This window comes from Ureibacillus sp. FSL W7-1570 (genome assembly GCF_038593265.1).
GTDB classification, from domain to species: domain Bacteria; phylum Bacillota; class Bacilli; order Bacillales_A; family Planococcaceae; genus Ureibacillus; species Ureibacillus suwonensis.
On record NZ_CP151979.1, the window covers coordinates 1,397,648 to 1,422,118 of the forward strand.

The 24,471-nt window shown below is 41.3% G+C and carries 30 protein-coding genes; 3 read left to right on the forward strand and 27 right to left on the reverse strand.

Annotated features, from left to right (window positions below):
* Position 1 precedes the first annotated feature (1 nt).
* The 4 genes from NST13_RS06945 to NST13_RS06960 all read right to left on the reverse strand — a co-directional run bounded on the left by NST13_RS06945 (position 2) and on the right by NST13_RS06960 (position 2,068).
* The gene (locus NST13_RS06945) at positions 2-499 is read right to left on the reverse strand and encodes an NUDIX hydrolase (RefSeq protein WP_342468822.1); all 498 of its coding nucleotides are present in this window, start codon (positions 497-499) and stop codon (positions 2-4) included.
* A gap of 144 nt (positions 500-643) precedes the next feature.
* Positions 644-1,021 (reverse strand): PH domain-containing protein, encoded by a 378-nt coding sequence (locus NST13_RS06950; RefSeq protein WP_342468821.1) that lies wholly within the window; start codon positions 1,019-1,021, stop codon positions 644-646.
* A gap of 243 nt (positions 1,022-1,264) precedes the next feature.
* Positions 1,265-1,636: an iron-sulfur cluster assembly accessory protein gene (locus tag NST13_RS06955; RefSeq protein WP_342468820.1), complete on the reverse strand. Its 372-nt coding sequence runs from the start codon at positions 1,634-1,636 to the stop codon at positions 1,265-1,267.
* 195 nt (positions 1,637-1,831) lie between these two features.
* The gene (locus NST13_RS06960) at positions 1,832-2,068 is read right to left on the reverse strand and encodes a NifU family protein (protein WP_141602719.1); all 237 of its coding nucleotides are present in this window, start codon (positions 2,066-2,068) and stop codon (positions 1,832-1,834) included.
* Between the two features lie 84 nt (positions 2,069-2,152).
* Between NST13_RS06960 and NST13_RS06965 the strand changes: the two genes are divergently transcribed.
* Complete coding sequence (locus tag NST13_RS06965; protein ID WP_342468819.1) at positions 2,153-2,482, forward strand: YuzD family protein; 330 nt, start codon at positions 2,153-2,155, stop codon at positions 2,480-2,482.
* Between the two features lie 59 nt (positions 2,483-2,541).
* Here NST13_RS06965 and NST13_RS06970 read toward each other — a convergent pair whose 3' ends face one another.
* Positions 2,542-3,612, reverse strand: a complete 1,071-nt coding sequence (locus NST13_RS06970; protein WP_342581698.1) for an NAD(P)/FAD-dependent oxidoreductase — start codon at positions 3,610-3,612, stop codon at positions 2,542-2,544.
* A gap of 173 nt (positions 3,613-3,785) precedes the next feature.
* On the opposite strand from NST13_RS06970, the gene NST13_RS06975 reads away from it, so the two are divergent.
* On the forward strand, positions 3,786-4,022 hold the full coding sequence (locus tag NST13_RS06975; RefSeq protein WP_342581699.1) for a YuzB family protein: 237 nt from the start codon (positions 3,786-3,788) through the stop codon (positions 4,020-4,022).
* Positions 4,023-4,072: 50 nt separating this feature from the next.
* Here NST13_RS06975 and NST13_RS06980 read toward each other — a convergent pair whose 3' ends face one another.
* Both NST13_RS06980 and NST13_RS06985 read right to left on the reverse strand, forming a co-directional pair.
* Positions 4,073-4,837, reverse strand: coding sequence for a TIGR01457 family HAD-type hydrolase (locus NST13_RS06980; protein ID WP_342581700.1), 765 nt, complete (start codon positions 4,835-4,837; stop codon positions 4,073-4,075).
* Complete coding sequence (locus NST13_RS06985) at positions 4,834-5,286, reverse strand: DUF86 domain-containing protein (protein ID WP_342468815.1); 453 nt, start codon at positions 5,284-5,286, stop codon at positions 4,834-4,836. The genes NST13_RS06980 and NST13_RS06985 overlap by 4 nt, the downstream gene beginning before the upstream one ends.
* 87 nt (positions 5,287-5,373) lie before the next feature.
* Between NST13_RS06985 and NST13_RS06990 the strand changes: the two genes are divergently transcribed.
* Positions 5,374-5,640, forward strand: coding sequence for a DUF3055 domain-containing protein (locus tag NST13_RS06990; protein ID WP_342468814.1), 267 nt, complete (start codon positions 5,374-5,376; stop codon positions 5,638-5,640).
* 40 nt (positions 5,641-5,680) lie between these two features.
* Here NST13_RS06990 and NST13_RS06995 read toward each other — a convergent pair whose 3' ends face one another.
* The 20 genes from NST13_RS06995 to NST13_RS07090 all read right to left on the reverse strand — a co-directional run bounded on the left by NST13_RS06995 (position 5,681) and on the right by NST13_RS07090 (position 24,375).
* Entirely contained in the window at positions 5,681-6,013 is a 333-nt protein-coding gene (locus NST13_RS06995) for a YutD-like domain-containing protein (protein ID WP_342581701.1), read from the reverse strand.
* Positions 6,014-6,038: 25 nt separating this feature from the next.
* Positions 6,039-6,938 (reverse strand): lipoyl synthase, encoded by a 900-nt coding sequence (lipA, locus tag NST13_RS07000; RefSeq protein ID WP_342468812.1) that lies wholly within the window; start codon positions 6,936-6,938, stop codon positions 6,039-6,041.
* A gap of 115 nt (positions 6,939-7,053) precedes the next feature.
* Positions 7,054-7,806 carry a sporulation protein YunB gene (yunB, locus tag NST13_RS07005; protein WP_342581823.1) on the reverse strand — a complete coding sequence of 251 codons (753 nt, stop codon included), beginning with the start codon at positions 7,804-7,806 and terminating at the stop codon, positions 7,054-7,056.
* Positions 7,807-7,944: 138 nt separating this feature from the next.
* Positions 7,945-9,306: a bifunctional UDP-sugar hydrolase/5'-nucleotidase gene (locus NST13_RS07010; RefSeq protein WP_342581702.1), complete on the reverse strand. Its 1,362-nt coding sequence runs from the start codon at positions 9,304-9,306 to the stop codon at positions 7,945-7,947.
* A gap of 21 nt (positions 9,307-9,327) precedes the next feature.
* Complete coding sequence (locus NST13_RS07015) at positions 9,328-10,149, reverse strand: sulfite exporter TauE/SafE family protein (RefSeq protein WP_342468809.1); 822 nt, start codon at positions 10,147-10,149, stop codon at positions 9,328-9,330.
* Positions 10,149-11,003 carry a DUF72 domain-containing protein gene (locus NST13_RS07020; RefSeq protein ID WP_342468808.1) on the reverse strand — a complete coding sequence of 285 codons (855 nt, stop codon included), beginning with the start codon at positions 11,001-11,003 and terminating at the stop codon, positions 10,149-10,151. The genes NST13_RS07015 and NST13_RS07020 overlap by 1 nt, the downstream gene beginning before the upstream one ends.
* Positions 11,004-11,181: 178 nt before the next feature.
* Positions 11,182-12,384 (reverse strand): transposase, encoded by a 1,203-nt coding sequence (locus NST13_RS07025; RefSeq protein ID WP_027725900.1) that lies wholly within the window; start codon positions 12,382-12,384, stop codon positions 11,182-11,184.
* Positions 12,385-12,673: 289 nt separating this feature from the next.
* Positions 12,674-13,213, reverse strand: a complete 540-nt coding sequence (gene ssuE / locus NST13_RS07030; protein WP_342468807.1) for an NADPH-dependent FMN reductase — start codon at positions 13,211-13,213, stop codon at positions 12,674-12,676.
* Positions 13,214-13,437: 224 nt separating this feature from the next.
* Positions 13,438-13,725 (reverse strand): hypothetical protein, encoded by a 288-nt coding sequence (locus NST13_RS07035; RefSeq protein WP_342468806.1) that lies wholly within the window; start codon positions 13,723-13,725, stop codon positions 13,438-13,440.
* Positions 13,691-14,137 (reverse strand): riboflavin kinase, encoded by a 447-nt coding sequence (locus NST13_RS07040; protein WP_342581703.1) that lies wholly within the window; start codon positions 14,135-14,137, stop codon positions 13,691-13,693. Before NST13_RS07040 ends, NST13_RS07035 begins: the two co-directional genes overlap by 35 nt.
* Positions 14,138-14,360: 223 nt before the next feature.
* Entirely contained in the window at positions 14,361-14,891 is a 531-nt protein-coding gene (gene resA / locus NST13_RS07045) for a thiol-disulfide oxidoreductase ResA (RefSeq protein ID WP_342468804.1), read from the reverse strand.
* A 118-nt stretch (positions 14,892-15,009) separates the two neighbouring features.
* A complete protein-coding gene (locus tag NST13_RS07050) occupies positions 15,010-15,774 on the reverse strand; it encodes an ABC transporter permease subunit (RefSeq protein WP_342468803.1) in 765 nt (254 codons plus the stop codon).
* Positions 15,775-15,789: 15 nt separating this feature from the next.
* Positions 15,790-16,884 carry an ABC transporter substrate-binding protein gene (locus tag NST13_RS07055; RefSeq protein WP_342581704.1) on the reverse strand — a complete coding sequence of 365 codons (1,095 nt, stop codon included), beginning with the start codon at positions 16,882-16,884 and terminating at the stop codon, positions 15,790-15,792.
* On the reverse strand, positions 16,885-17,739 hold the full coding sequence (locus NST13_RS07060; protein ID WP_342581705.1) for an ABC transporter ATP-binding protein: 855 nt from the start codon (positions 17,737-17,739) through the stop codon (positions 16,885-16,887).
* 64 nt (positions 17,740-17,803) lie between these two features.
* Positions 17,804-19,138 carry an LLM class flavin-dependent oxidoreductase gene (locus NST13_RS07065; protein ID WP_342468800.1) on the reverse strand — a complete coding sequence of 445 codons (1,335 nt, stop codon included), beginning with the start codon at positions 19,136-19,138 and terminating at the stop codon, positions 17,804-17,806.
* Positions 19,139-19,151: 13 nt separating this feature from the next.
* Complete coding sequence (locus tag NST13_RS07070; protein WP_342581706.1) at positions 19,152-20,354, reverse strand: acyl-CoA dehydrogenase family protein; 1,203 nt, start codon at positions 20,352-20,354, stop codon at positions 19,152-19,154.
* Positions 20,355-20,387: 33 nt separating this feature from the next.
* Positions 20,388-21,458, reverse strand: a complete 1,071-nt coding sequence (locus NST13_RS07075) for a sulfate/molybdate ABC transporter ATP-binding protein (RefSeq protein ID WP_342468798.1) — start codon at positions 21,456-21,458, stop codon at positions 20,388-20,390.
* Positions 21,459-21,468: 10 nt separating this feature from the next.
* Positions 21,469-22,341 carry a sulfate ABC transporter permease subunit CysW gene (cysW, locus tag NST13_RS07080; RefSeq protein ID WP_342468797.1) on the reverse strand — a complete coding sequence of 291 codons (873 nt, stop codon included), beginning with the start codon at positions 22,339-22,341 and terminating at the stop codon, positions 21,469-21,471.
* A gap of 15 nt (positions 22,342-22,356) precedes the next feature.
* On the reverse strand, positions 22,357-23,220 hold the full coding sequence (gene cysT / locus NST13_RS07085) for a sulfate ABC transporter permease subunit CysT (RefSeq protein WP_342471259.1): 864 nt from the start codon (positions 23,218-23,220) through the stop codon (positions 22,357-22,359).
* An 87-nt stretch (positions 23,221-23,307) separates the two neighbouring features.
* Positions 23,308-24,375, reverse strand: a complete 1,068-nt coding sequence (locus NST13_RS07090; RefSeq protein WP_342468796.1) for a sulfate ABC transporter substrate-binding protein — start codon at positions 24,373-24,375, stop codon at positions 23,308-23,310.
* Positions 24,376-24,471 lie beyond the last annotated feature (96 nt).

Below are 24,471 nucleotides of genomic sequence, written 5' to 3' on the forward strand. Positions count from 1 at the left end.
TTTATTTATTAAAAAACACCCGATAGGACGTATATTGAAACCAATCGCCCGGATTAATGCCATCATTCTTGGAAAGTTGATAGTGGATCAATGAATCGCTTGCCATGCTTTGCAACATGACGGAAGATTCTCCGCAAGTCAATAATTCGTTCACCGAAAGCCATTTCGCTTCGAATAATTCTTCTTCCTGGATGCGGATCGGCTGATTATCATTGATGGGCTTGCAGGCAAAAATGGCCATATTGTCGCTTACTTCCCCGCGGATGACCCCGGTGCGGAATCCGACCATTCCGGTGACAATGCAGTCGATCCCAGTCTCTTCTTTCACTTCTCTGAGAGCCGCTTCATCGGCCGTTTCACCGATTTGGACAAAGCCTGCAGGAATGGACCAAACGCCTTTTAATCCGCTATACTTCTTTTTTACCACAAGCCATTTCCCTTCGGAGTTGACGACGACCGCCCCAGCTCCTAACCATACATTTCCCCGATTTTTTTTCATATGTAATCCCCCTTTGTCTACTACCCACTATATTACAATTTCCAAAAGTTTTTGAACATATTGAAGTGATGAACCGATTCCCCAAAGTATGAAAAACAATAAAAGAAGGCCGCCATTGGAGACAGCCTTTTCAAGAACCAACCTTTATTTCAGTACATACTCCGCCAAAACCCGTTGAACATTATAAATATTTGCCGTTCGATTAAAAGTTTTTTCAATCGGCAGTTCCCTTCCGGATAACCATATTTTCAATTCCGCATCCAAATCAAAAGTTCCCGCATTTTCCACTGAAAAATGCACGATACTTTTATAAGGTATGGAATGGTACTCCACTTTCTTTCCCGTCATTCCCTGTTTATCGATGAGGATCAACCGTTTATTTGTAAAAACAAACATGTCCCTGATCACTTTATATGCATGCTCCACTTTTTCCGATGATGTCAAGATTTCCTTTAATTCTTCATTGATTTTCTCAACATCCACTTCCGACGCATTGCCCATTAATCCGTCAAACAAACCCATACATTCCACCTCTTCAATTCAGTTTATTTTAGTATATAACGGATTCCTTCATTTATTTAAAGTAAGGTAAGCCCTACGTTGGAATTATACGGCAGTCATAAAACCGCAACAAAAAACCTCTTTAATTTGCAGTCCGTAACATACAAATCAAAGAGGCCAAAATCTCTTACCCTTTCTGCCCAAATCAGGGTGGTTATATTCTTTTGTGTACATGCTGTATTGCCGCAACCATGCAATCTTTCTTTAACATTCTTCCGGCGTGCCGGCCACTTTCGCCGTTCTGAAAGATGAACCGCAGCCGCAGGAAGCGATGGCGTTCGGATTGTCGATCGTGAATCCTCCGCCCATCAAAGATTGTTTATAATCGATTTTTGTGCCCATCAAAATGGGTGCATCCTGCTGTGAAACCAAAATTTTAATGCCATGTTGTTCATCGGTATAATCGTCTTCATTGATATTCTGATCAAAATTCATGCCATACGTAAGACCGCTGCATCCTCCGCCATGGATAGCCAGGCGCAAATAAGCACCTTCCTCTTCGTTATGCTTTGCCATCTCTTTGATGCGATAGGCAGCTGCTTCAGTCAATTCAATTACTCTTTTTTCCGCAGTCATCCGAATCACCTTCCTTAAACAATATAATAACAGTGAAATCCTTTTTATGACAAACAAACTGCTTTCATATTAATTAATATAATTCCTTATCAGATCCTTACTATGCAATCCATTTCAATAAACAAAAAGACAAAACGGCGTACCCCTGCAAACGAGCGGGTACACCGTTATCAATTAAGGAATCTGATTTTTCAATTAGAAAACTTGTTCTACTTCTACAATGCCGGGCACTTCTTCCAATAATGCGCGTTCGATGCCGGCTTTTAACGTGATTGTGGAGCTTGGGCATGAACCGCATGCACCCAGCAAACGCAATTTTACTACGCCGTCTTCCACATCGATGAGCTCGCAGTCGCCTCCATCACGAAGTAAGAACGGGCGCAATTTATCTAAAACTTCTTTTACTTGTTCAAATTGTTCAGCATTTGTCATCTTTCTCGACTCCTTTCATTAAAATCATTATAATGTGAACAAGAGAAAAAATCCATTATAAATCGCTCTGAAAGGGGTTATAAAATGAAGAATCAAATACCTATAATAGAAGTTTACGGCGCAGACCAAATTTGCGCCAGCTGCGTCAATGCCCCTTCTTCCAAAGATACTTATGAATGGTTGGAAGCCGCCATCAGCCGTAAATTTCCGGATCAGCCTTTTAAAATCCGCTACATTGACATCAATCAGCCATTGACGGACAAACGGGATCAGGAATACGCTGAGCGCATTCATAATGATGAATTTTTTTATCCCCTTGTCCTCATTAATGATGAAGTGGTCGGGGAAGGATATATCCAAATAAAGCCTGTATTCAAGGCACTTGAAAAATTGGGTTTCGTACCCGCTGAATAACCGGCATCCAAACAGCCAAAAATTCGCAAGCACCCTTAAGTACTTGCGAATTTTTGCAATCAGTTATCGTTTTGACGTTTATACATCCAAAGCAAACCAGACTTCAATAGGCGGGCGATTCTGCCGGTCATTGTTTTATCGGCAATATATACAAACCCTTGTTTTTTCCCTAATGAACCCATAAAACCTTTTAATTTGATTTCCGGCATTTTTTCCGGCAATTTTTCGCCTTTCCATCGCAATTTCAACACATGGGAAACCCGTTCAGCTTGTTCTTCCGCCAGCTGCGCACTCGCAGGCAAATCGGATGATGCACAATCTCCGACAACATAGACATGTTCATCATCAACCAATTGGAAATATTGGTTGACAAGTGGACGGCCTTTTTTGTCTTTTTGAGCATCCATTTCCCGGACAATTTTCACTGGGCGCACACCAGCTGTCCAAACAATCGCATCCGCTTCAATCACTTCATCGTGATTGTACAATTTTCCAGGTTCCACTTTGGTGATATTCGATTCCGGAATGATTTCCACATTATTATCTTCAAACCACTCTTTTACATATTTGCTCAATTTTTCAGGAAAATCGCGCAAAATGCGTTTTGAACGGTCAAACAATTTGATTTGCAAATCGGAACGGCTCTCCCTCAATTCGCTTGCAATTTCGATTCCGCTCAAACCTGCTCCTACAATGGCCACCACCGAACCGGGAGGGAGTCCGCATAACATTTCAAAGGTTTTGCGAGAGTTTGCAATTGTTTGGATGCTTAATGTGTTTTCCTCCGCACCTGGTACACCGTGATAATCGTCCTCACATCCAAGCCCAATGACTAAATCATCATACGGTATTTCTCTGCCGTCTTCCAAATAGACCTTTTTCTCTTTGCGATCGATTTTAGTAACTTCTCCATACACTTTTTCCAATCGTTCATGCTCCGGGAAATTCACACGCACTTTTTTATCCGTTGTTGTTCCTGCTGCAAGTGCGTAAAACTCGGTTTTCAAACTATGGAACGGGTTACGGTCCACTAAAATGATCATTGTATCCTCTGGAAATTGGTTAGGCAATAAACGCAACAAAATGCGCATATTTCCATAACCGCCGCCCAATAAAACAAGTCTTTTCATAGAAAACTCCCCTAATTTATTTTGTCCAAAAAGTTCACATTTTCTACACAACCAATAGTATATAACATTGTGAGGAGTTTCACAATATTTTTTGTGAATGATTTCACAAAATCTGATTTTATTGACGAATAAGAAAATTCAGAGTAGGATTTCTTTGAGTGAGGTGAACAGAAGTGAATCCGCTGGTTGAATTTTGCATTTCCAACTTGGCCATGGGATCGCAAGAAACTTATGATGTTTTGGAAAACGATCCGAATATCGATGTGCTTGAATATGGTTGCTTAAGTTATTGTTCACGATGCGCCGAAAAATTGTATGCGCTCGTGAATGGAGATATAGTCGAAGCTGATGCACCTGAAGAATTGACCAAAAAAATATATCAACATATTGAAGAAAATCCGCTTTTTTAATGCAATAAATGGGGGGCTGTTTTGAAAATGGACAGCCCCTTTATGTTTTTCTAAATCTCCAAACCGCTTAAATCGTCTACAACATAAGTCGGTTGCAGCTCTTTTTCTTTCACGGTCTCCGTTCTCACAACCCCGGTATTGACATGGACGGTATCACAACCGAAACGGATTCCGCATAAAATATCCGTATCGTAATTGTCTCCAATCATCAGCATCTCTTCTTTCGCATACCCGTATTCCTGCCGGATCATGTCGAGCATCACCGGCGACGGCTTCCCCATAAAAACCGGCTCCACATTGCACACTTGGCTGACAAGCTTGACAAACGATCCGTTTCCCGGGTGGAATCCTTCCTCCGTCGGAAACCGGATATCCTCATTTGTCCCAATTAATGCGGCTCCATTTTGTACCGCAAGACAAGCCTTGGTCAGCTTGTCATAAGTAATTTCCCGGTCAATGCCCATCACCACCACATCGGGTTGCTCTTCCACCACCGCAATATTCTGCTGCTTGAAGGCATGGCGGATGCCATCCTGTCCAATGACAAACACTTTCGCCTTCCCGAAATGTTCCCTCACATATTTGGCGGTCACTAAGGCGCTTGAATAGATTTGTTTTTCTGAAGCATCCACCCCGAATTGCCGGAGCGTTTCTTTAATTTGGGACGGCGTTTTCGAAGAGTTATTCGTTACAAAAAAGACGTCCAACCGCTTTTTTTGTAATTGATGAATAAAATCTACCGCACTCGGGATGGCTTTCTTGCCACGGTAAATGGTGCCATCCAAATCAAAACAGAAAGCCCGATACCGTTTCATTCATGATCCTCCGGTAAGAATGCCGAAACGGGTCCCAGTTCATTTTCCAAATATTGAGTGACTTCCCCTGAAAAAGTTTTTAAATACGGCACTGTATTTTTCAATACCTCGTACACTTTCTCAATATCCACTTGTATAAATTCACGGACGAGGTTTTTGCGCAAACTGATCAACTCTTTGAACGGTTTTTCTTTCTCTGCGGCGATCACTTTCTCATCGATTAAAATGTCAATGATATCATCATAGCTTCCCGGATCTCTCATGATAAATCCGTCGATCATCAAGTTTCCGACATCGATAACCGATTCGATGGCATTATGGGCGATGCGCTCCAACGCCAATTTTGTTATATCATCTTTTAGCCAGTCCTGCTTTTGTTCAAAAATGGAGATGATTTCATCCAAATATTTTAATGTGCTTGTGATTTTTTTTCGGTCTACGAAATACATGACAAATGCCTCCAATTCGAAAAGTTGATTGATGTCTCGTTTCTATAGTAACATATTGTGTAGTATTGGAAGGAGAACAAAACTGCGATGGAACGTTTTTTCTTATATGATGATGTGGAAGATACAAAAACACGGTTCGTCAGCTTTACCGGCAGAAGTTTGCGCTATGATTTGGCCATTGTCCAATCCACAAAATTCTATGGAAAAGTGCTCGTTTTGGATATGCAATCCAGCCGCTTTGCCATCATCGGACCCGACGATTTGGAAGAGCCCGGCTATTTGGAATATGTTTTTAATAAAACGGAAGAAGAAGCTGAAGACTTGAGAGAATATTTAATGGAATTATTATCATAATAAACAGGCCATCTCCCGATTTGGAGATGGCCTGTTGGTTTTATGATCGCTTATCGTAAGAATGTCCATTTGGAGCTGATACATGCTTCTCTTGCGGCACACGGCCAATTTTCTTCAAAATGAAATAAGCACAGCCAAAATTGCAATACTCGAATAAATAATCTTGCACAGTGCTTATTTTATTGTCATAAGTGGATTTTTGATTGCGGTCATCAAAAAACCCCTTCAGTCTTAACTGGCCATATCCCCAATCGCCGACAATATAATCGTACTTTGCCAATACATCCGTATAACGGTTCACGAAGGCTTCCCCTTGGAATCCGTCACGATAATTCTCGATCAATTCATAAGCAATCCCATCGACCAATATCATCCATACACCTCCAATTCCAAGACGCTTACATTTCGGCTTGGAGTTGTCGAGTTTTCGTTGCTTCATTCACTTGTTCATCCGCATGATAACTGCTTCGAACCAATGGACCCGCTTCGCAATGTTTGAAGCCTTTTTCCATGGCTATTTTTCGGAGCTTTCCGAATTCCAATGGCGTATAGTATTTTTTTACAGGCAAATGTTTTTTCGTCGGCTGCAAATATTGGCCGATCGTCATGATATCCACATTGTTCGCCCGCAAATCATCCATAACTTCCAAAATTTCATCCCACGTTTCACCGAGACCGATCATTAAGGAAGATTTTGTCGGGATATCCGGTTGCATTTCTTTCGCTCTGCGCAAAAATTCCAGCGAACGGTCATACGTGGCGCGGGCACGCACCCGTGGGGTAAGTCTTCTGACTGTTTCAATATTATGGTTCAATATATCTGGTCTTGCTTCCATAAGGATTTGCAAATTCTCTTCCTTTCCGCCTAAATCGGAAGGAAGTACTTCAATGGATGTTTGTGGCGATTTGCGGCGAATCGCACGAATCGTTTCGGCCATGATGCCGGCCCCGCCGTCTTTCAGATCGTCCCGGGCCACCATTGTAATCACCACGTGTTTTAAGTTCATAATTTTCACGGAATCAGCCACACGTTCCGGCTCTTCCAAATCCAGCTCTGTAGGAAGCCCCGTCTTCACCGCACAGAATCGGCAGGCGCGGGTGCAAACAGAACCCAGGATCATCATCGTAGCCGTCCTTCTTTCTCCCCAACATTCATGAATGTTGGGGCAGCGGGCTTCTTCACAAACGGTATGCAAGTTTTTTTCCCGCATCAACTTTTTTAAATCTCTATATTCTTCATTCGTATTAAGCTTTATTTTCAACCATTCGGGTTTTCTCAAAATTTCTTTTCCGCTCACTTTGTATCAGCCCCTATCCATGAAGAAAAAATGGTTTTACCTACTACTTGTCAATATAACATGATAATGGTTTTGCAACAACTGACAATATCGCAAGTCCGAGAAAAAATTCTTATTATTCATATGGAACCGGCACTTCTACAGAAGGTTGCGCCCCATCTCCACCGTTTGTATAAATATTCGGCACTTGGCTTCTCGTCAATCCAATGGCCACCGGGATGGATTGTTCCACCGTTGTCGTTTTGCTGGCGAATGGAACAATGATTTGAACATTCACTTTAAAATTAATGCTGATTTCTACAAGCGCATTATTAATTCCGAACTCTGTAATCTTAGTGGAAACATCGCTTGCCACATTTCCAATGATATGGAATCGGATAGGCACTTTTGGCCCCAAGTTGCCCAAAAGAGGCAAATTCAATGCCTGGGCGATCGGCACAAGGAATACGATTCCATCCCCTTTTTGAATTTCATCCACATCATATTCCACATTATCCAAGTCGGGAAGTTGGGATAAGTCTCCCTTTTCCGCCATTTCAAGATGTTCTTTCACGAGGGTGGTCGTTTCCGCACGGACCTGGTTGATGATTTCGGTATTGAATTTTGTCGTCAGCATATAATCGGATTCGGTCGGCAAATCTTCTATAATCTCGTTGATGTCCAACACGCTCGATGTTCTGGCATTAATCGCTTTGCTGACGACATGGGAAGCGATCTTCCTCGTCTGCACTTCAGCATAATCCAAGTATATAGGCATTAAACGGGAATTTAAAAAATATAAAAATAATACCAACGTGAGAACAAAACTCATCAGAAATAGAGCGAAACGGTTCGATCTTTTCCTTCTTTTCGGCGCCCTGAACATCATTCTGCGAGGTCTTCGTGAAAACAAAAAATCTCCTCCTAGCAAATTTTATGACCAGGAGAAGATGACTATTCAAACACCCATTCTTTGCGCTCTTTGAACAAAACATTATATGATCCAAACATCGGAACGCCAATTTCTTTAGAGATGCCGTTTACAATACTCGATGAGCACATCCCTCAGAAAGTAAGGCAAATAATATTTCTTTTTTGCATATTTGAAATTAGGGAAGAAATAGCCAAAGGTGAACATATCAAGGGTCGCCAATTGATAAGTTTTATTCAAATCGCAAATTTCCCCACGTACGATCAATTCGCGATTTTGATTGACCGAAAATTCATAGGTCAAAATCTTGCCGAAAATTAATCCTCTAAAGCCCAGCCCCTTCAGTTCAAGCTGCGACCACTCTTCATTTTTCGCCTGCAGATACACTTCTTTCAGCTGACGGCCTGTCAATTCCACCACACACAAATTGATTGGATGAGGCAAAATCCGGTGAATATCATATTTGCTCACATTCCCTTTTTTCAAGCCATCCAAAAAGATGCCCGCGTTGAACATCGCACAATCGGCACCCGTATGTTCCAATACCGCTTTCGCAAAAAGCCTGGAAATCTGGGAATGATGGAACCATTCCTTATTATAACTTTTCGCCGATTGGAAAATGGTTTCGTCCATCAACTCTTTTCCCGTCTTGGCCAACTGTTCAAGAAACTCCAATTCCCCCTCGATTTCCGGCAACAACGCATTATCAATCACCATTTCTTCTTTGCGGATGATTTTTTTCCGTTCATGATCAAATTGGATCATTAAATGCCCAGTATAGGCCCCGAATTTTCCGCAGCCTGTGAGCAATACTCCATTCACCCATTTTCCTTCTTCCAAAAAATGATGGGTGTGGGCGCCAAAAATCACATCCAATTCGGGGCATTCCTGAGCCAATAATTCATCTTCCGTAATCCCCAAATGGGACAGGCACAACAGAATATCCACTTCTTTTCTCAATTCTTTGGCAACCGCTTTAATCTCATTTCTCGGCTCCGTAATATCCCAATGAAGCTCTCGATAAAATAATTCATAAAAAGCTGTGGCACCAATCACGCCAATTTTTGTACCGTATTTCGTCCTTAAAATGGTATAAGGTTTCAGCCACTTGGGATTCTCCCGGTTTGCCGCCTGCAAATTGGCGACGACCACCTCGAAATCCGCTTCATCATATAGATGATAAAGCTCCTCAAAAGACAATGTGATCCCTTCATTATTGCCGATCGTCACCACATCATACCCGGCTTCATTCAATAACTTTACATTCCCCATACCGATTGTCGCTTCCGTATAAATATTGGAACGGTCCAAATGGTCGCCAATATCGAATAAAAAACTGGGCTCCCCTTTTTCGGCATAAGCAAGACGCTCGTTGCGAATGAAATATTGTGAACGCAGCCAATATTCGAAATGGCTATGTATGTCATTGGTATGATAAAAATGAATCGTTTCAAGCAAACTGCTCACCATCTCTCAACATTAAACTAGCCCTTCTATTATAGAACGGACGCCGATCAACACCATAACGATTTGCAACACAAGCACAACCGTTTTTGATTTCAGCCGTTTGTTTAAAGCCGATCCCAATTTTGCTCCGACATAAGCTCCGATAATGACAGGAACGGTATAATGCCATGGAACATTCCCCAAATAAATATGGCTCAAGGAATTAACAATGGATGTCAAAAACACCATAAACATGGACGTCGCGACTGCAACATGCGGCGGGAAACGGAACAACATCACCATTGCCGGAACCATTAATGATCCCCCGCCAATGCCGAATAAACCCGAAATCATTCCGACAAAAAAAGAAAAGACAAATGCAAACCATATCGGGTATCCGTATTCAAAAGTTTGCCCTTGGCGATCGGTAAAACTTCTTTTTAACCCGTGTTCAAGAAACCAGTGAATCGGTTTCAATTTGTCCCGAACAAATAATATCGCTGACAAAACGATCAATAAAATACCGAAATACAGATTAAATGAATCAATATTCAATCCCTTGTTCAACCATGCCCCCAAAACCGCCCCGGGCGCGCTTCCGATAAAAAAAATCAATCCGCTGACGAAATCCACCTGCTTTGATCTCATGTAGGAAATCGTTGATGATAACCCGATAAAAATCATCATTATGACGGATAAACCGACAACCCGCTGTGGCGTAATGTCCGGGAAAAAATTCAAATTGATTCCGAAATACAACGTTGCCGGGATCAGAATGACTCCCCCACCCAATCCGACAAGCGATCCCAGTATTCCGGCACAAAGCGCAATGACTGCGAGAAGCAAATATTCCATTAAAATTCCCCTTCGAAAAGATTTAATTGTTTCGGTGCAAGCCCCTCATATTCTATCTTTAATATTTCCTGAAGCGATTTGGCGTTATTTGCGGCATGGTGTCCGGAATTGTTGTTAAACAGCACGTACACTTCTTCCGCATCCGCTTCCAATTCTCTAATGGATTTTGCCAATTCTTCCAATTCCGCTTTGCTATAGTCATATAGAAAGCGTACTTCTCTCCAGTTGGGTGCACCATTATTTCTCCATCCAAAAACATTTCTCCCGTGAAGACGCACCAATGCTTTCTTGTTCGTCGCTTTCGGAACAAACGGCACCGAACCGATACCTGCCTGCGGTTCATCGCAGACGGTATGGATGAAGCCATTCTCCCTCAAAAATTGGATCGTCGCCTCTTCCCTGCCCTGCTGAAACCAGGTCTGATTGCGGAATTCAATGGCGATTGGGAACTCCTCCAATTGCTTTTTTATATACAAAAGATACTTTACATTTTGAGAAGTGCAATCAAACCATGGCGGAAATTGGGCAAGGATCATCCCCAATTTATTGAACTTTTGAAAAGCATTGGCACACTGTCGGAATGCTTCAAACATTTCCCTTTGGTCCTGATAAGGAAGCTCATCTCTCTTATGGCCGGTCATCCCTTGATACGCCTTGACGATAAATTGAAAATTTTCCGGCGTTTCTTCCACCCATTTTTCAACGTTTTTCACCGATGGAATGGCATAGAAGGATGTATCGACCTCAACGATTGGAAAATGGCCGCTATAATCAAAGAGTTTATCTTTCTTCGCGGAATTTTCCCGATAAAGGGAAGGATGGTCCCCCCATCCAGTAAGACCAATTTTAATCATTTCTTCCTCTCCATTTTATCTCATTTTTACATATGAGAGTTTTGCAAAATTAGATTTTTATTAAAAAGAGTTTTAAAAGAAACCCAAATAAATTGGGGTATTTTGTATCTTTGGTTTACAAATATTCTGTTTGTCCTTTTTTGGGCGTACTTGCAGAATTTTTCGCTTTAAAAATTTTTTAAGCGGTTTGTTGCTTTTTACTCTCTTTTGCCATTGCGAGAGCTGAAACCAGTAATACGATGGCGTTCAAGTAAATATGAGTTTTTACTTTATCGATTCCCCACACATGCAGGGAGTTCGCTGTAAGATAACTTTTCATTCTTGAATTGCACCGTTCTACACTGGTTCGCTCATTGTAAAGTTCTTTCCAACGTTTGGAATCGCGGTGTGGATTAGAGTACCGGCGAAGATCCTTATTCACGTTAATTTTTACTACCATTCCATAGTTGGAGGATGAACAGGCTGCCATTCCTAATGGGCAATCCACTTTTCCGGTTGCGTGTGGACATCTGAATTTGAGCTGATCCTTATTGGCGCCCCAATAAGTCATTTCGTACCCCATCGAACAGCGTGGGGTTCCATTGGAGGCAATTCCTTCGGGAGGCTCCTTTTCATTACGCAAATTGAGTGGAATAATAGCTTGAGCCCCGATGTTCTTGGCGGATTCGTAGTTTTTTAGCTGGTCGTACCCACCATCCATTATCAGGAAATCAATTTTAGAGTTTGTACAACTCTTTACTTGTTCAATTAATTGTGGTGCGACATCCCCATCGTTGATATGAGCAGGGGTTACTTCAATCGCCATTGGTAATTCACTTTTGGTGTCAACGGAAAGATGCATCTTATAGCCAAACCAAGTAATTTTATTACCGAAGGAATCAAACTTTGCCCCCCAATTGGCGTTGCCTGTTTGTTCACTTCGCTTCTTAGGCTGCTTCTTTTCATAAGCATCAATGGCGGCACTGTCGATAGCCTGATGTTTTCCATCAATTACTCCTTCCTCTTGAGCTAACTGGACGAGATCTTGAAAGATTCTTTTCACAAGTCCAGTTTTGGTTAGTGAAGAAAATACTCGGCTAAGAGTAGAGATGGATGGTGCAGGCCTGCTAATATCTAAACCACATTGGTAACGAAAACGCAGGTCATTTTTTAATCGATTGTGAAGAGAAGTAAAAGTATCAATACCTTCTAATGGGGCAGCGATAAGAGCCCTTAATATCCCTTCTTTGGAATGTCCTTCAGCCCCTTGGGGTGAAGAACTTTTCAATTGTTTAGCATAAGGACGCAAATCTAGAGCACTAAAAAAGATCGGTAATTTCTCTTTTGACTCTAAAATTTGCAATTCTTCAAAGGAAAATAGACTTTCTTGTAGAATATACAAAGTGACTTCCTCCTTATGGATTTTTGTGGTTTGGTCACTTCAAAATTCTACAAATAAGGGGTGAAGTCCTTTTTTATGCTTTAGAAAACCTTATGACTCTTGGGTTGAAAAATGTGCAAAATGCTCATATATAAAAAAGTATAAACGATTATACAAAAAAGTTCGATTACGCGATACGTAACCGAACTTTTCCTGAAAAAAAGGGGATGTAAGAGTATTTGTCATAAAAGGGTTGAAGACACAAAATGCGATCCTGGCAATATATTACGAATTTACACTACTCATAAAATTATTGAGTAATGAGGGCCCGATCCGTAACTTTCTGCAATTGGTCATCCAAGCGGCGAATGGCTTCATCAGCGATTTGATATTTACCGTTATCCAATCGTTCCACTTGCTGATCCAATACAAATACGGATTTCAATATTTCAGTTGCGCCAAGAACAGAAATGACCGGTTTTAACGCATATTCAATGGAAAGCAAATGGCCAAAGGAACCGCCTATTGCAATTGGGATCACCGTTTTATTTTCCAATCCATTTTGCGGAATCAAATCCAAATATGTTTTTAAGATTCCTGTATAAGAAGCTTTAAAGATCGGTGTTAAAATAACGACAATATCAGCTTCTTCAACAAGTTTGTTGGCTTTTTGAATTTCTTCACTTGCAAAATTGATAAGAATTAAATCTTGCGCCGGCAATTCATGAACATAAATGGAGTTTGTTTGAATATTCCCTTTCGTCAGATAATTTTCCACATACTCATGAATTCCTGTCAAACGGGATGACTTTTTATTGCTGCCATTAATAATCACTGCTTTTTTCACCATAATCAATTCCTCCTAAAATGAAATCTCAATCAACATTGACTGCAGATGTTTGAATGTCTCCTCCATGGGGGCCAAAGAAAGTGCGATGTCACCTATTTTCCTTTCTCTTTGCAAGCCGTTTAGGAAATAAACGTTCTGCAGTCGTGCAAGCTTCTTCTAAATGTGGATAACCCGATAATCCTTTTTTTCCTACCGGTTTTTATCTTATATATCTTATAAAAATACTAAGTATTAAGCGTGTATAATTTGTTCGTAAAACGCTGATGTTGCCAAAAATCTTCTAAAGCTTTCGTCAAACCACCCGGTCCAAATTTGACCTTTTCTTTGGTTGAACAGCTATAAAGCATGAACAGCAAAATTTTTTCTCTTCTTGCCAAAATATTGATGATGCCTTTTCGATAAAACCATTGATCGATTGTATTATAAATTCCTTTATTAACGGAAAATTGCTGTTCACAATATTGGGAAAACTGTAAATCAGGCAAATGCAGTAGTTCGTTGTATTTTTTCATGGCCACCACCCTCCCCATTGAATGATTGAAATTGGGAACGAGCATATAATACATCCTTTTCAATTTGACCGATCAATTCTTCGATGCCATTAAACTTTTTTTCCTTTCTGACAAAAAAGGCGGGTTCCACCGTGAGATATTTGCCATATAAATTTTCATGAAAATCAAAAATGTGGACTTCTACCGTTTGATGATTTCCATCATTAAATGTCGGGCGAGTGCCAATGTTCATGATTCCTGCATATTTTCTTTTTTCAATGTATATGAAGACTCCATAGACACCCCCCTCCAACTTTATTTCTCCTAATGTATTTAAGTTCGCCGTTGGAAAACCCAATTGTTTTCCAAGTTGCTTTCCTTTTTTCACTTGGCCAACGATAAATCTTTCCCTTGGATGACTTAATGCGTTCATTTGCACCCTCCATTGAAGATGTTAAAAAATTAAGCCCCCTAAATAGTGGTTACTATTTAGACGGCCTCTAGTATATCTAGTCGGACTAAATGATTCATTTTTTACAATATAATACATAATTTCCGAGTAGTCAAGTGTGTTTTATAGGTTTTTAAAATAAAAAATTTTCCGCATTTGATATCCAATGTTTAAGCAGGGACAATAAATCCCCATTTCTTTTATTTTACTTGGTTATCATTTTCTCCATATTGTCTCGCAATGTTTGTTCCGTCAATTCTCCATTGATTTCTTCCATGATTTCTCCATCTTTAATAAATAATGTAATTGGCAAATTTAATACCCCATATGTTTTGGACACTTGTTCGTCACGATCCAATAAAATTGGAAAACTTACATTATTTTTGGAGATAAATGAATGGACGAAAAGCGCAGGTTCTCCAACATTAATAGCCAGCACTTCAATGCCTTGATCTTGAAATTCTTGATATGCTTTTTCAATCGTTGGCATTTCCTTTTGACATGGAGGGCAATAAGTGGCCCAAAAATTGACGACCACTCCGCTTCCTGAATAATCTGAAAGGCTGTGGATATTCCCATCGAGGTCTTTTAATGTGAATTCGGGTGCTATGGCTGCGCCTTTCGTCTGATTGTTTTCCGCATCATGAAAAAAATGAATATACACAAAATAACTGATCAGAACTAATGGAATTAAATAACCCGACTTTTTCAATCCACTCTTGATCGATTTGGCCATCCGCTTCACTCCAACATGTAGTAACTCGCCTTTCCCAAATTTGATGACTTTATTAAAAATCCCTATTCCGAAGCAAGAAATAGGGATCTTCAGTTTAACTTACTCCATTCAAAAACGATTACTCGCTTTTGAAATTCATCCAGAATAAAATCCGCTTCTTTATTTTTTCAAATGCAAGAATAATCGTCAGAATAATGACCGCATTAAATATAATGCCCGCCAACACATAATCATATTGGGAAAAGTCTGTATAGTACAATACAAAATGCCCCATTCCTGATTGGGCGCCAAACATTTCCGCCATGATCAAAACGATAAAAGACAATGTGAGCGCCGTTCCTGTACTGCTTAAAATATATGGGGCGCTTGCCGGCAAAACAAATTTCCAAATGAAATCTTTCCCTTTCAATCCGATCATCTTCGCGTTATCCCAATAATGTTTATCAATAAGCACGACTCCCTGGATGGTTCCGAGAAATATCGGCCAGAACGCCCCTATAAACAAAATCGCGATGGAAGCCGTTTTAAACGTCGGCAATAATGCGATGGCGTATGGAATAAACAACGTTGGCGGAAGGGGGCTTAAAATATGGAAGAAAGGTGAAAAGATTTCCCGGGCATTGGGCCGGAGTCCGAAAAAGACTCCTCCACCGATTCCTAAAATCAATGCCAAAGCGAGGGCGGGCACCAACAGCCCCATGGAGCTCGCGAATCCTTTCACCATCTCATCAAAGGCATCCGCAAAAGCGCCCGCAATCGCTGTAATTGGAGGAAATATGACAGGATTTAGCAAATTGCTGAATCCTGTCATATATACCCATATCAAAATCAATGCCAGAAAAATGGCCAGCGTAATCGAGTAATGTTTTAGGTGTCTTTTCATCAATCCACCCCATTATCATAAATTTTGTTGTTTATAACGTTCCAACACTTGTTGATAATATTCATCATCCGGATTTTCCGCGATTAATTCCTCCAAGGCTTCCTCATAGAATTTCAGATTAAAATGTTTATTCAAATCGATATTTTGGGCTTCGCCTTCAATGTAGCCGAGACCTTTCATTTGTTTCCACAATTCTTCCACCTGATGCTTATGGGGATCCGCCGAGTTGATTAAGTGTTCTTCGTTGACAATTTCATTCACTTGTTCATCCGGCAAATTAAAGCGTTCTTTGGAAGCCTCCACGGCAATTTGCGGATTTTCCAGCTTTACTCGTTCCGCTTTGATTAATCCTTTTAAGAGTTTTTTGAATGCGATTTGTTGATCTTCTGTGTAATCCCCGTGCGTCACTACCCGGCAGCATACATGTCCAGGCTGTACATCATTGCTCCACGCAAAAGGTACCAAACCCGCTTCCGTTGCTTGCGTTAAAAATCCGGAAAGTGAAAATGCCGCATCCACTTTACGGGCAGCTGCCGCTTCAATCAGATTGGCATTTGATTTAAATTCAACAAACTTCACGTCTTTTTCAATATCCAAACCGGCATTTAATAAAGCATTTTTAAATATAATATCCGGTACGCTGAGTCTGACTGTACCAATCGTTTTTCCTTTGAAATCGGCAAACGTTTTATATTGATCGGCATCTTCTTTCGGTACATAAACGGGATGTCCTCCCTCCATATGACCTCCGATAATGTTCAAGTCCGCCCCTTTTGCGATAAATGCTAATGGAGTCGTTGTTCCAAAGGTTAAACCAATATCAATTTTATTTGTTTGCAATGCATTGATGCCGTCTGTCGAAGCATTAAATGGAACCAGCTCAACTTCCAAATTCTCTTCTTCAAAAAATCCTTCATAAATGGCAATGTCCGCTAATGGAGCTCCATTCATTTTTAAATATCCGACTTTTAAGTGGTATTGTTTATCATCGTTGCTGCCTGTTGTGCTTTCCGTTTCATTTGCATTTTGTTTGGATCCGCATGCTGCCAAAATTACTGAGAATGTAAATACCATCACTATTATCAGGAATTGCCTATAATGGGATTTCATTCAGATTCCTCCTCCATCCTTTACCACTTCACTTTGACTCAATTTTTCAAAGATTCCTTTATTCATTACATTTAATAAATGATCGCGGAATTCGGTAAATTCGGTACTTTCAAATAGCTCGTCCCGTTTTCTCGGTTTTTCGAATGGAACATCGATACACTCCAAAATCTTACCTGGAGGGCCTGGTGAAAACATGACAATCCGATCCGCCAACATAATGGCTTCTTCCGCGTCATGTGTTACAAAAATAACGGTTTTCTTTTGCGTTTGGTTAATTTGTAAAACAAGTTCTTGCAACTGAATTCTTGTAATGGGGTCCAATGCACCAAAAGGTTCATCCATCACCAGCAAATCCGCCCCCATGGATAATGCCCTTGCTATGGCCGCCCGCTGCCGCATCCCCCCGGACATTTCACCCGGATATTTCTTGGCTGCATGCCCCAACTGAACCAAGGCCAAATACTGCTCCGCCAATTCAAACAGTTCTTTTTTCGATTTTTTTCCTTTCCACTTCTTCTTTAAAGCGAGCACAATATTTTCCTCGGCCGTCAGCCAGGGGAAAAGGGAGTAATCCTGGAACACCACTGCTAAATCAGGTATTTCTTTCGTCAATTTCTGATGATCGATCAAAATCTCACCGGATGTCGGTTTTTCAAGATTGGTAAGCAATCGCAGAAAGGTGCTCTTTCCTGAACCGCTCGGCCCCATCAATACAATGAATTCCCCTTCTCTTACTTGCAAATTGATATCTTTTAATATTTCTGTTTCCCCATAACCAAAATTTACATTCTTTACTTCAATTTTAATGGGCGCTAACATTTGATCAGGTTTCTTCGTTTCTTCCAATACTTGCACGAACTGTATACCTCCTCCCACTTATTAAACTAATTGAATAGAAATAGTAGGTTTTATAAAAATTTTATACGTTTACTGTTGATAGACTCGGATAATCCAATCCCAATTTTTCCCGTAAAGTCCCGTCCGCATACTCCGTTTGGACGAGCCCCCGCTCTTGTAAAACCGGAATTGCATAGTCCACAAAATCTTTTATGCCCCCAGGGAAATAAGGGAATTTGATATTGAAGCCGTCCGCAGCCCCATTCAAGTACCAGTCGCTTAGTGTATCCGCAACTTGTTCCCCTGAACCGACTACAAACAAATGGCCTTGCGTCGCTACGAAATAACGGGCCAATTCTTTAATGGTATAATTTCTTTCCCTTGCCAAATCGGATAATAATTTAAATCTTCCTTTTTCCCCATTCACCTGGTCCACCTCTTTTAATTCCGGCATCGGATCATCAGGTGAATATTGGGATAAGTCATGGTCAACATACCGGGATAACCAGCCAATCCCCAACTGTGGAAGAATCAGTTCCTGGAAATGCTCGAACTTTTCGATTGCTTCTTTCTCGGTTTTTCCAACAAACGGAACGATTCCCGGCATAATTTTGAAATGCTCCGGATTGCGTCCGTAAGCTGCCACTTTCTGTTTAATAGTTCGATAAACCGCTTTTCCTTCCTCCACAGTGGAAGGTGCAAGAGTAAATAAAATATCCGCATGCTTAACGGCGAATTCCCGGCCTTTGTCAGAAGCGCTGGCTGTTACCAAAAGTGGATACCCTTGCGGCGGTCTTGGAATATTAATAGGACCCCTCACTTTAAAATACTTTCCTTCATGATAGATTGGGTGAATTTTCTTTTCATCCAAAAAAATGCCATTTTCCCGGTCGAATAAAAGGGTATCTTTTTCCCAACTGTCCCATAACTTTTTCGTCACTTCGACAAACTCATCGGCCCGTTCATACCGAATGGAATGATCCAATTGTTCTTCCAATCCGAAATTTGCCGCTTCATGATCATGGGCGGTCGTCACGATGTTCCATGCCGCCCGGCCGCCGCTCATATGATCAATCGTAGCGAACTGTCTTGCCACATTAAAAGGATGGGTAAACGTAGTGGATAGTGTCGCTACTAATCCAATATTTTTTGTAATTGAAGCGAGCGAAGCCATCATTGTTGTTGCTTCCAACCGGATTTGAGGCGTATAGGCAATATCTTCTTCATTATGCGCCAATACATCGGCCAAAAAGATAATATCGAATTTTCCTTTTTCAGAAAGCTCTGCGATTTCCTTATAAAGAGAAAGGCTTGTCACCTCTTCCGTTTTTGTTTCAGGATATCGCCATGCAGCCAAATGATGTCCTAGAAAGGTTTGAAAAAATGATCCTAAAAGCATACGTTTTTGATTTGTCATCTATCATTCTCCTTTATACCAATTCCTTTGTTTTATTTGAATTTTGGTAATCCTGTATTGCTGCGTTCGCAATTTGCCTGATCACCATATCATCCAATGGCGGATTGAAGGCCCCGCACTGAACATCTCTGAAATATCTTTCCAGAGGAATGTCTTTGGACAATGAATGTCCTCCCGCAATTTGCATGGCCAACTCCACTATTTTTTTGGCATGATTGCATACCGTATATTTGGTGATGGCGACTTCATTGCTTAGCTGATCCCGGAGGTGCTTATTTTTGTCCCACTTTTCCGCGATACTATATAAAATGAACCTTGAAGCTGCAATCAGCGCTTCAATTTCCCCTATTTTTTGTTGGACATGGGGCGCTTCAAAGATATATCCCCCTAAACTGGGAGAATATTTTTCATGGACATATTTTAAGATGAAATCTCTTGCCGCGGTTGCAATTCCCAAATAAATCGCAGGCAATTGCAATGTGTATGCGCTGCTATAACCAATGAAACGGTTCGGTTTTCCCTTTTCCGAATATGCAAGCAAGGCTTCATCCGGAACAAAAACATTATTTAACTGGATATCCATGCTTCCGGTTCCTCTCATGCCAAGAACATTCCACGTATCAATGATTTCCACGGAGTCATTTTTTTCGATTAAAAATTCGGCGACTTTATCTTCTTCTTCCACATATGCCAGGACCGTAAAATGTTTTACAATCGGCGCAAGGGTAGCAAATGCCTTTCTACCATTAATGACATATCCGCCTTGCACCTTCCTTGCGATGGTCGATGGGTTTGATCCTCTGACAATATTTCCAGCCGCCCTTTCAGTGGCATAGACATTCAAGACCAGACCTTCTTCCACTGCCGCTCTGCACAATTTAGCAAAAATTTCTTCTTTCCACGGTCTACAATATCGCAGGCTAAAAAATGTCATCAGATGCCAGCCTACTGCAAGAGCTGTGGAACCGGACGCTTTTGCCAACCGTTCTTGAACGAGTAATATCTCGTATAAAGATAATTCATCGCCGCCATATTCTTTTGGAATGACCAATTTCAAATAGCCTTCTTTTTTCAAAATATCAAAATGTTCAAAGGGAAACTCCCCCGTTTCATCATATTGCCCCGCAGTTTCGCCAATCTGCTCGGCGACACGTTCCGCATACTCTACCAACTGTTGATCTCTTTCATTTCGGATCGTTTGATTTGCTCGATTCATTTTCACCGCTTCCTTCAATGGTTTGATATAAAGCTAAATAGAAAAATCTTCCGGTATGAACACTTTCAATTGTTTTGGCCGGACATATACAACATCGCCTTTTTGAATATTCAAGTTTTTATATTGTTCCTTCGGCAATTCCGCCTCCAAATATTCTCCGTTATCTTCCCTTTTCAATTCGATTCGTGCGGTTGGTCCAACAATGTGGATAAAAGTGATTTTCGCTGCAACGGTTTCATTATCCACTTTTTCCTTCTCGATTTGGATGTCGTGAGGACGAACGTATCCAACGGCTTCATCATGTGAATCCAAATAATGGGGAGCGTTAATTTCAAATTGGCCTTGTCTCAACTTTCCATTGTGCAAACGGCCTCTGAAGATGTTCACATTTCCCAAGAAATCATATACAAACGGACTTTTCGGATTTTCATACACTTCATCCGGAGTGCCGATTTGTTCGATTTTCCCGTTGTTCATCACGATGATGCGGTCCGCCACATCCAGCGCTTCTTCCTGATCATGGGTAACAAAAATGCTTGTCACATGAAACTCATTGTGCAACTGACGCAGCCATCTGCGCAGCTCCTTCCGCACCTTTGCATCCAACGCGCCAAACGGTTCATCAAGCAATAGCACTTTCGGTTCCACCGCAAGAGCTCTTGCCAATGCGACTCTTTGACGTTGACCACCTGAAAGTTGGGAAGGGTAGCGATCATGGAAATTTTCCAGTTTCACCAGTTTCAACAACTCATTGACTTTTCTCTTGATTTCCTGTTTTGAGGGACGTGTCTTTCTTGGACGGACTTTTAACCCGTAAGCCACATTTTCAAATACCGTCATGTGCCGGAACAAAGCGTAATGTTGAAACACAAAGCCCACTTTCCGCTCTTTCGGGCTGACATCGGTAATGTTCTCCCCATCGAATAAAATTGTTCCTTCATCCAGCCCCTCCAGTCCTGCAAGAATGCGCAACAGCGTCGTTTTCCCGGATCCGGATGGGCCCAGTAATGCAATCAATTCCCCCGATTTGATATCAATTGAAATATCTTTCAAAGCCTGAAAGGAACCAAAGGCTTTTGATACATTTTTGATTTGAATCCCCATAAGAATCCCCCTATATATCTTTCGCTTTCCATGAAACGATGTTTTTAATGATAATCGTGATGATCGCTAAAATTGACATTAAAGAAGCTACGGCAAAAGCGGCGGTAAACTGGTATTCGTTATATAAAATTTCGATATGTAACGGCATCGTATTCGTCTGTCCACGAATATGCCCCGATACGACTGAAACAGCGCCGAACTCTCCGATGGCACGGGCATTACATAAAATCAGGCCGTACAATAATCCCCATTTAATGTTCGGCAATGTGACATGGAGGAAAGTTTTCCATCCGCTTGCGCCCAATGAAATGGAAGCTTCTTCTTCCGTAATCCCTTGTGTTTGCATGAGAGGAATCAACTCCCTTGCAACGAAAGGGAATGTGACAAACAATGTGGCAAGGATAATCCCCGGCAACGCAAAGACGATTTTAATATCATGTTCAAACAGCCAATCACCGAACAATCCTTGCGCCCCAAATAGCAAAATAAAAATCAGCCCTGCAATGACGGGGGAAACGGCAAAGGGCATATCAATGAGTGTAATTAAAAGATTTTTTCCCTTGAAGGAAAATTTCGTGATCGCCCATGCAGCGGCAATGCCAAAAATTGCGTTCAATGGAACGACAATGAGCGCCACTGTAATGGTCAATTTAATCGCTGCCAGCGCATCCGGATGGACGATGGAAGCTACATAAGTTTCCCAGCCTTTTTCAAATGCGGTCACAAAAATCGAAATCAATGGAAGAATTAAAAAAAGGCTGATATACAGTAATGAAATGGCGATCAGCGACCATTTCACAATAGCCGATTCCTTCAATGGATATGGACTCACCGCTTTTTTCACAATGGGTATTTCCCGGTTGACATCCAAGGGTTTTGTCATAAAATGCCCTCCTTCCTAGTAATTGAATTTCCGGTTCATTCTCCATTGGATGAGATTAATGATCAGTAGTGCGACAAATGAACCGACAAGCATGACAACAGCGATGGCGGTAGCTCCAACGTAGTCGTATTGTTCAAGTTTTGTCATGATAATGAGCGGTGTGATTTCCGTTTTCATTGGCATATTCCCCGCAATAAATACAACCGAACCATATTCACCAATCGCTCTTGAAAAGGCCAAAGCAAATCCTGTGATCATGGCCGGATACAGTTCAGGCAAAATCACTTTCACAAAGGTTTGGAACCGGTTCGCACCGAGGCTTGCAGATGCTTCCTCCACCTCTCTGCTCAGATTTTGCAAGACCGGTTGAACTGTCCGGACAACAAATGGCAACCCGATAAATGTGAGGGCAATGACAATGCCAAGCGGCGTATACGCAATTTTAAAATCAAAAAATTGTCCAATCCATCCGCTTGGGGCATAAAGTGCCGTCAACGCGATCCCTGCAACCGCAGTTGGCAACGCAAAAGGCAAATCTACAAGCCCATCGATGATTTTCTTTCCCGGAAAATCATATCGGGTAAGCACCCATGCAATAATCGTCCCGAAAATCACATTGACCATCCCGGCAGCCAAAGCACTGCCAAAACTCAATTTATAAGAAGCCACTGCCCGGGGATGGGTGATGGTTTCGTAAAATTCGCTCCAACTCATCGAAAGCGTATTTATTACAATCATTGATAATGGGAGCAAAACAATCATGCTCAAATAGAGCATTGTATATCCGAGGGTCAGAGAAAATCCAGGGATGATTGTGCCCCTTTTCTTCCTTTTCAACGTGAATTCCACATAAATCACTCCATTATGAAGATTCAGCATAAAGGAATGGCGCTGTCGACCCCCTTTATGCTGATTCATTAAATCCCAACCGAAAAGCTGTTCAATTCAAACAGTTCAAGTTAGCCATTATTGATAAATTTCATCAAATGTTCCGCCGTCAGCAAAATGCGTTTTTTGAGCTTCCTGCCAGCCGCCGAATTCTTCTACAGTGACCAACTCCAGATCTTGGAATTGATCTTTATATTTTTCCAACACTTTTTCATCGCGTGGACGATAGAAGTTTTTCGCTGCAATTTCTTGGCCTTCTTCGCTGTATAAATATTTCAAGTATGCTTTCGCCACTTTGCGTGTACCTTTTTTATCAACGATTTTGTCCACAATGGCCACTGGAGGTTCAGCCAAAATACTTAAAGAAGGTGTGACAATTTCAAATTCATCTTCCCCAAATTCTTTTAAAGACAGATATGCTTCGTTTTCCCATGCAATCAACACGTCACCAATGCCGCGTTCCACAAATGTTGTTGTAGATCCGCGCGCGCCTGAATCCAACACTTCCACATTGCTATATAAATCTTTCATAAATTGTTTGATTTTTGCTTCATCTCCGTTATATTTTCTGCTGGCAAATGCCCATGCCGCCAAGTAATTCCAGCGTGCACCACCGCTTGTTTTCGGGTTAGGTGTGATGACGGACACACCTTCTTTTGTCAAGTCATCCCAATCTTTGATATTTTTCGGATTCCCTTTGCGAACTAAAAAGACAATGGTTGAAGTGTATGGCGAAGAATTGTTTTCAAACTCTTTTTGCCAATCTTCGTTCAATAATTGGCGTGTCAAGGCAATTTCATCAATGTCATAAGCCAATGCCAGTGTGACAACATCCGCTTCAATTCCATCAATGACAGATCTCGCTTGTTTTCCAGATCCGCCGTGGGATTGCTGGATTTTCACTTCCTGGCCGGTTTCTTCTTTCCAATGGGCTGCAAAGGCTTTGTTGAATTCTTCATATAATTCCCGTGTCGGGTCATAGGAAACATTTAATAGTTCAACAGGTTCCTTGGAAGCGGTAGTGTTGTTTCCGCTTGCGCTATTGGAAGTTTCATCGCCGCTTGCCCCTTTTCTGCCGCAAGCTGACAATACTAATAAAAGTGAAATGATTCCAATTAATAATAGTAATCTCCTTTTCTTTTTCATGTTTTCATCTCTCCTTTTCTTTTTAAAAAATAAAAGAAGGCTGCCTACAAGCCCCATCAAAGAGGGCATGCAGGCAACCTTCAGTTTGTCTGATCA